Source organism: Vibrio sp. 10N.222.52.B7, from assembly GCF_041474275.1.
GTDB lineage: Bacteria > Pseudomonadota > Gammaproteobacteria > Enterobacterales > Vibrionaceae > Vibrio > Vibrio crassostreae_C.
The window spans coordinates 81,811-89,578 of the sequence record NZ_JBFRTU010000014.1 but is presented as its reverse complement, the minus strand read 5'-3'; the positions used below and the strand labels follow the sequence as shown (position 1 = coordinate 89,578).

General features: G+C 45.0%; 5 protein-coding genes. All 5 read right to left on the bottom strand.

Annotation, left to right across the window (positions count from 1 at the left end; all coding sequences use genetic code 11):
- Positions 1-253 precede the first annotated feature (253 nt).
- Positions 254-1,309, bottom strand: a complete 1,056-nt coding sequence (locus AB4512_RS06000) for an MJ1255/VC2487 family glycosyltransferase (RefSeq protein ID WP_017062929.1) — start codon at positions 1,307-1,309, stop codon at positions 254-256.
- A gap of 57 nt (positions 1,310-1,366) precedes the next feature.
- The gene (locus AB4512_RS05995; protein WP_372174618.1) at positions 1,367-1,891 is read right to left on the bottom strand and encodes a phosphatase PAP2 family protein; all 525 of its coding nucleotides are present in this window, start codon (positions 1,889-1,891) and stop codon (positions 1,367-1,369) included.
- Positions 1,892-2,197: 306 nt separating this feature from the next.
- A complete protein-coding gene (locus AB4512_RS05990; RefSeq protein WP_136982217.1) occupies positions 2,198-5,305 on the bottom strand; it encodes an efflux RND transporter permease subunit in 3,108 nt (1,035 codons plus the stop codon).
- Positions 5,302-6,639: an efflux RND transporter periplasmic adaptor subunit gene (locus AB4512_RS05985; protein WP_372174616.1), complete on the bottom strand. Its 1,338-nt coding sequence runs from the start codon at positions 6,637-6,639 to the stop codon at positions 5,302-5,304. The genes AB4512_RS05990 and AB4512_RS05985 overlap by 4 nt, the downstream gene beginning before the upstream one ends.
- A complete protein-coding gene (locus tag AB4512_RS05980) occupies positions 6,639-7,298 on the bottom strand; it encodes a TetR/AcrR family transcriptional regulator (protein WP_017062933.1) in 660 nt (219 codons plus the stop codon). Before AB4512_RS05980 ends, AB4512_RS05985 begins: the two co-directional genes overlap by 1 nt.
- Positions 7,299-7,768: the final 470 nt, after the last annotated feature.

Sequence of the window (7,768 nt, the reverse complement as noted above, 5' to 3'; positions counted from 1 at the left end):
TCGGATTGACATTACTATTAACCAATGCATCTCGAGCTACCAACAAGATTGATAAAGAATAACTTTATTTTACCTTAATGATTAAACAACATCTAAAAATCAATTATTTATAGAGTTATAAAAAAACATAAAATGCGTCACTTATGAGTTTAATTTCGACTTATTTAGCTGTTCTATCGTTTGGTTACATTTGTTACAATTTATTGAACTCGTGAATTGTTCAACCGGTCAATTTAGAAATAGCACTTATGAGTTAGGTGAGCGATGCATAACTTGGAAAGTCGACCTTGTCCCAAAGTTGCTTTCTTAAATCATCTTGATTAGACCAATTCCCTGCTAATACCCACTCAACGAGTGCACTTGCCACGTCTGGATAGGTGACCACTTCGGCCTGTTTTTCACTGAGCCAAGCACGCAAGATAGCCGCATCTAAAAACGTCATGGTTTGAGCTAACCCAAGGGCCTCTAGCGTCGCCACATTGCTCTGTTGTTCGAACTGCCCTTCGAGTGGTTTGAGAAGCAATTTCTTCCCTAAGGTTAAGGCTTCAGATGGCAATTCAAAGCCGCCATTTGCGACCACACCAGAGCACTGATTGAGGTCGAATTGAAAGCCCGCATGACTCAGTGGTTTGAACTCAATATTTTCAACTCGGCTATGCTCAATCACATCCGGGTGGTAACAGACAAAGTTTTGCGAAATGAACTTCATCAGCAGCTCTGAGATCGACTCAAGATCCTCAAATGGCAAATAGACCAACGTAAAATCTTGTGTTGTTTTTATTTGTTGATCACCAACCAGCGTGTGAACGATAGGCGGCAAAATCGGCTGTTCAAAGTGATACCAGTGCAAGCCAATAGAGTGCTCGGTTGGGGCGAAATGTTGAATCACTGAATGTTCAATCCAGTTGCCCCCTTCTTTGGGTACATCATAACGAAACGCATTCTGGTGGCTTATCCCAATGCATGACACACCTTGTCTCTTAGCCGCCCATGCAGTGACAGGCTCAAAATCATTAATCACTAAGTCATAAGGCGTAAGATCGATCTGGTTAATCTCACGGAGAAATCGCCAGATGTTGTTCTTCATGAATGTTTTGCCGTATTTAACCTGCCCCTGCTCGCTGTAAAAAGTTAAGCCGCTGCGGGTCTGATAGTTGCCAAACGCTTCCATCGAAAAGTATTTGCTCTCATCTCGCCCAGAGAACAGAAAATCGACATCAATATTTTGCTGACGAAAAGCGACGGCCATTGCTCTCGCTCGAGCGATGTGCCCATTTCCTGTGCCTTGTACGCCATATAAAATTTTCATGCATGTTCCTTTATGCTTGCCACTTAAGCTCGGCAGTGGTTGTTGCCAACAAAATGATTACAGAATGAAGCTGATAGCAAGGCTAGTACAAGCGATGCCCAAGGCTGCGCCAATCAGTACGTCCGTTAAAAAGTGCACACCAAGTAGGATTCGAGAGCCAGCAATCGCTGCCGCCCAAATCAGGCTAAAGAGATATAAACTCGGATAGAAATGTCCGATTAGAGTCGCCATAACAAAAGCCGCAGCGGAATGCCCAGAAGGCAGGCTGTATTTATCAGATGGCACAATATGGGAGTAAAGCAATGAAGAGAATTCAGCGGGTCTGCGACGCTTGAGGGTATTTTTGGCAAACCAGTAAATAGGTAACTCGATTGCAAAGGCAGTTAAGCCCACCAAAAGAAAGTCTCGTCCGGTGTAACCGTCAGCCAGTAGTGCAACCAAAGCAATCAAAACGTAAAGGTGTCCATCTCCAGTATGAGACACCGCCTTACTGAGTGTCGCCTGTTGTCCGCTATAACGGCTCTTTAAACAGAAAACAGAAAATGCCACATCCCAGCGGACAATAGGTTCGATAGTACGCATACAATCTCCTTAACAATCCTTATTCAGTTAAGGCTCAAGTTATGCTCCTGAAATGACAGTTAAGTGACGTTTTGAATGAACTAAAATGAATTTTGAGGCGAATTGACCGCTTTCGCTAAGCAAGCTGATGAGGCCTAGAAACTGTCGATAAAAATAAAGCGACCCAAGGCCGCTTTATTCTTCTATGTTTTTACTTCTTTATATAAGCAAGCAAACGCTACTTCTATCGTGTTAATGGTTATAGCGTTCGCTAATGATAATAGTGCTCGCTAATGATAATAGCGCTAAAGGCTATAGCACTAAAAGTTATAGCGCTAATGGCTCGTGCTTTTTCACCAAACCGAAATCCGCCAATATCGCGTAGGCCGCTGGGATCATAAACAATACTAATAAGGTCGAGGCAAATATGCCGAATACGATCGAAATAACCAGTGGCTGGATAACCTGAGCCTGTAAGCTGGTTTCCGTCAACAGCGGTAGCAAACCTGCCGCAGTCGTCATTGAGGTCAAGAATACCGCTCGGAAACGCTCGCGACTGGCTTTCACCACCGAGTCATGCACGCTATCTCCCTCATCGACATGGTGACGAATGTACTGCACCAACAAGATGGAATCATTAACCACAATTCCGGCAAGCGACACAAAGCCCATCATGCTTGGCATACTCAAAGAATGGCCAAGTATCCAGTGACCAACGACCACCCCAATAAAAGCGAGTGGAATCGCTAACATCACGACCACAGGCTCTAAATAGCTTCTGAACTGATAGCTAAGAATCGCAAACACGCCGAATAAGCCGAGCAAGAATCCTTTGCCCATCGAAGCGCCCGTCTTGGCTGCATCCTTGGCCTCCCCTTCGAAATCAAAGCGTAAACCCGGGTACTTCTGAATAAGTTTGGCGGCTTCATCTTTTTGGAACTGAGCCAAAATCGCGGATGAACTCGCTTTCTTATTATCAATATCACCAAAGATACTGATGGTTCTCAACCCATCGATACGTTGGATTCGCACATAGTTACGCTGAAAATCTAACGTTGCCAATGTTGCTAATGGAATCTGACTGCCGTCTGCAGTGATGATTGGGAAGTTAGCCAGCTGCTGTAAATCACCCGCTTGTTCTTTATCAAGACGAACTTCAATCGAGATATTCTCAACACCGATTTGAATCTCATCCGCTGTCTGACCAAAGAAAGCCGCACGTAATTGGGAAGCGATCATCTGTCCATTCACATTGTAGGTCTCAGCGCCCGGACGCAGCTTCACCAAAATCTCTTCTTTACCCATACGCATGTCATCCAGCACGCCGTGCACGCCATCAAACTGATTAAGGTATTCCTGAATATCCAAAGAAGCGGATTTCAATGCGCTCAGGTCATCGTGTTTGGCGCGGATTTCAATAGCACGACCGCCCGGCCCCATAGTCGGTTGCTTGAACACCAATGAAATAGGATCCGCTAAATCGCCAATATCCTCTCGCCACGCATCAATGAAATCATCGATAACCGTATTACGACTCTCTGCTCCGCGTAAATCTAAGCGCACTGTGGCTAAGTGCGGGCCGGATTCATTGGCATCGGCGTTAGCATTGAATTGGCTAGTTATGTGCTCGACCAGTGTATTGCCTTCTTCAACCTCTTCGCTCCATTGCTTGTTCAAACGCTCAGCAGACGCGACAATTTTGTCGACCACTTTCTCGGTTTGAGACAGTGATGCGCCCGGCGGAAGAATAATACGCGCCTCGGCGATATCACCATCTAGCTCAGGGAAAGGTTGAAACTTAACAACGCCACCAGCAATCAAGGCGACCGAAAGTAACAACAACGTAATCACTCCGCCCATAAAGGCGTAGCGGAAGGTCACGACTTTCTCAACCATGTTCATCAAAGTGGTATTACGGAAGTTCTCAAACTTCTCAAGCAACACCACTTTAAAGCGCAGCGCTGGCTTATCATTTTTTTCTTTATGTAATGAATGAGATAAGTGATTAGGTAGAATCAGGAAGGCTTCAATCAAGCTCAACGACAGCACCAAAATCAATACTTGAGGAACGGCCTTAAGCACCGCACCCATCTCGCCATCAAGAAACAGTAAGCTACCGAAAATACACACCGTGGTTAAGAAAGAAGACAGAACTCCAGGAAGCACTTTCTTAACGCCGTTGTACACCGCATCATCTACGCTCTGCCCCCGATCTAAATGGGACGCTATCGACTCGGCGATCACGATGGCGTCATCCATCATAATACCGATTGCCATCAACAACCCGACCAGCGACATAATGTTAATCGACAAACCAAGGTTGGCCATTAAGAACAAGCCACCAAGGAAGGCAACTGGCAGGCCAGCAGCCACCCAAAATGAATAACGTAAGCTGAAGAACAGCCACATAGTTGCGAACACCAGCACAATACCTTGCCAGCCGTTGCTCACCATCATGGTTAGACGATCCCAAAGTACAGAAGATAGATCGTTGGTCATTTGTAGTGTCACGCCATCAGGAGCAATCGCGCTTTGATCTTCAACGAATCGTGTTACGTTCTCTTTGATTCGCAGCGCATCGTCTTCTTTGTTCTTACTGATCTTAAGCAGCGCCGAAGGCTTGCCATCAAATAACACCTTTTGTTCATCAAGCTCAAAGCGGTCGGTTATTTTGGCTATGTCTCTCAAACGAATCACCGAGCCATTAGGCGCAGATCCAACCACGATGCTTTCCAGCTCAACAGGCGTAACTCGTCTCTCGTCGAAACGAATCAGAAAGTTTTTGTCTGGTGTTTCAACGTTACCACTCGGCAGTTTTACATTCTGTCGACCAATTTGATCCGCGATATCACCGACACTCAAACCCAACTGACGAATAGCTTGGGTATCCAGTTCCACTCGATATTGATGATCCGAGAAGCCGCTAACCTCGACCAAAGAGACATCGTAATCAAGCTTCATGGTGCGCTTAAGATCTTCCGCGTAGGCCTTAAGTTCTGGCCACGACGTTTCGGCTGTTATAGCGATATCGACAACCGGTTCATTCCAATCTAGCTCTTGAACAACAGGCGATTCAATCTCAGTTGGGAAATCATTGATCGAGTTGATCTGGGTTTGCACATCCACCAGCATTCGGCCGATGTCCGCTTTTTCATTTAACTTTAGAATTAAACGAGCGCTGCCTTCGATGGCTTCACACTGAGTTTCTTCAATGTTGGCTAAGCCGTCTACTGCATCTTCCATTCGCACACACAAGCTCTCTTCCACTTCTTGTGGAGAGGCGCCGGGATAAACAATCGCAGCCATAATGTAAGGCGGATCGTAAGCGGGGAAGGTTTCACGTTTGATGGTTGATAGTGAGCTTATACCCAAGATCAACAACCCAAGCATCAACAAGTTTGCTGCTGTTGGGTGCCGAGAGAAAAACTTGATCATGACGCACTCTCCTGAGTATCTGATTCAAGCTCAGCCTCTTCAGAGTTGGACTCTCTCAGTAACATGCCTTCTATTGCTGGCAGGACATCATTGAGAACCAGTTTATCTCCAGTTTGTAGCTCTCCACTCACAACCACTTGATTGTCTCTGCGATAAAGCACTTCAACATTGACCACTTGCAAACGCTGGTTGTCATCCATCAGGTAAACCTTATCACCATGCAGTGCTCGCTCTGGAACCACCCAACTTAGATTGGCGACACCCTCAATCTCAGCTTTGACAAACATACCGTTAACCAAAGGCGTCGCGCTGTCTGGTTGCAATTGTGAGTAATCTTGAGCGATCTCGAGAATAATCCCCGCCGTCGCTTGGTTTTCATCAACTGTTTCGCTGATTCTTGCCACCTTCGCTGGCCAACTGAGGTTCAGGTTGCCGCTGTTAAGTTGAATGCTTGCTTTGATTGGCGCTTCATAAGGATTAGGGATTCCTGCAGCATCGCGAGGAAATTGGTTAAAGCTGGAGGCTAAAGTTTGCATATCGTGAATAGAAAGTTGCGCCTCTACTTCCATGACATTAATCCCGTGAGCAATAAACATCTCCTGCTGAAGGTTAACCACTTGATTTTGTTCGATATCAACCTGAGCAATTCGCATCGCTCTTGGCAAAGTGATCGTGGTCTTATCGAGAGAGCGCTGCGCCTCTTTTTCCTTAGACACGTTGACCTTAATCACCGCTTCCGCAACACGCTTTTCATCTGGCATCAACGCGATTTGGTTCGCGATATCTAATACCAACTTCTGCTGAGACAATGCGCTTTGTTGTTGCAGGTCGACATCCGATTGAGAGGTGAGCCCTTTCTTACGCAGATCCTGTTTACGTTGTAGCTCTTTATTGCTGATCACCAAACGATTCTTTTCGATCTTAAGAGTCTGATTAAGGTTGTCTTCTTCTTGATTCAATTTCGCTAATGAGGTTTGGCTTGATTTTAGATCCGCCTCTGCTTGTATCAGTTTCAATTCGTAATCCAATGGATCAACCTTGAGCACGACCGTTCCTGCAGGGATCACCTGGCCTTTTTCAAGATCTGGATGTCGATACACGATCTGTCCTGTCACCTCAGCAATCGCTTTCCATTCAACTTTCGGCACTACTTTGCCAAAGCCGACCGCTAACGGCGCTATCAGTTGTTGTTCTAGGCTCACAGTATCAACTAAGCGAGCCCTATCACCCGCAGGTTTGGTTGGAAGATCCGGCTTCAAGTTAATCGCGGCGACAAGGCCAATAACACCAACCGCAAGTGCTGGAAAGAAGAGTAGTTTTTTATTTATTTTCATTATCTTTGGTCCTGCACGGAAGAAGGGCTCGGTGCGTTAATAAAGCCTTCAGTCATCAATTGAATGTTGTGTTCGATTAAACGATTAAGAAATTCTTCATTAATCTCAATCCCATGAATTGCCAATAAAGGCGGCGGAGCGATGAAAGGAAACACCATCAAGCTTACATACGAAATACGGCACAATTTTGGATCCATGTTCTGTTTTAAGATGCCTTGTTCAACCAACTTTTCAAAAATGACATCTTGGGCTGGCTTTGCAACATCGAGGAAAACCTTTTCGAGCAACTCTCTTTGCACTTCAGAGGGAGGCATATTCATCACTTGGGCTATCAAGCGAGGAAACTTCGGCACTTTGACCATCTCTTTGTAGTAAGTCCGCATTAAATCAAGAAAGTTCTCATGACTGCTTTCATCAACGAGTCTCTGCATTTGTAATTGCATAGGGCGTAATGTTTCACGCAGCATCGCCTCAAACAATCCGGCTTTACTGCCAAAGTAATAGCGAATCATCGCAATATTCACACCCGCTCGCTCAGCAACTAAGCGAGTCGATACCTTGTCGTACGGTTGAACCACGAACAGATCTCGAGCGTGCTCAATGAGTAACTGCCGTACATCTAGATTCTGTTGAGGTCGCCCTGCTTTACGCGCTGCCATCACTGAGACCTATCCCTATAATTAATCACACGATTAATTATAGGGATAAATCGACATGGTTGTAGAAGATTAATTACTCACTATTTAATCAAATGATTAATTAATTTAGCCACCCTTTTAATTTTATTGGTGAATCGTTCCATCAAAAAGATTTACTACAAAGTTTTAACCTACACATCAGCCAAACGATAAACTAACCGCCCAGTACAAAACACTCAATCAGCTGATAACACCAGCAAACAACACGCAAGCAGCACAAACCAAAAAAAAACACCGCCAAAGCACGCTGATATTGGATTTTCTTGTTTGACGCTCAGAATAAATTGCGGTAAATATGGTGTTAACAGTTTATTTACGGATATTTGTGTAATGATTTTTTCTTCTTCTCGACTGCTGAAACTTCTCCTTATCGTGAACCAATCGCGCGGGTAAGTTGTGGGTCAAGAACTACACAAATATTAAAACCCGCG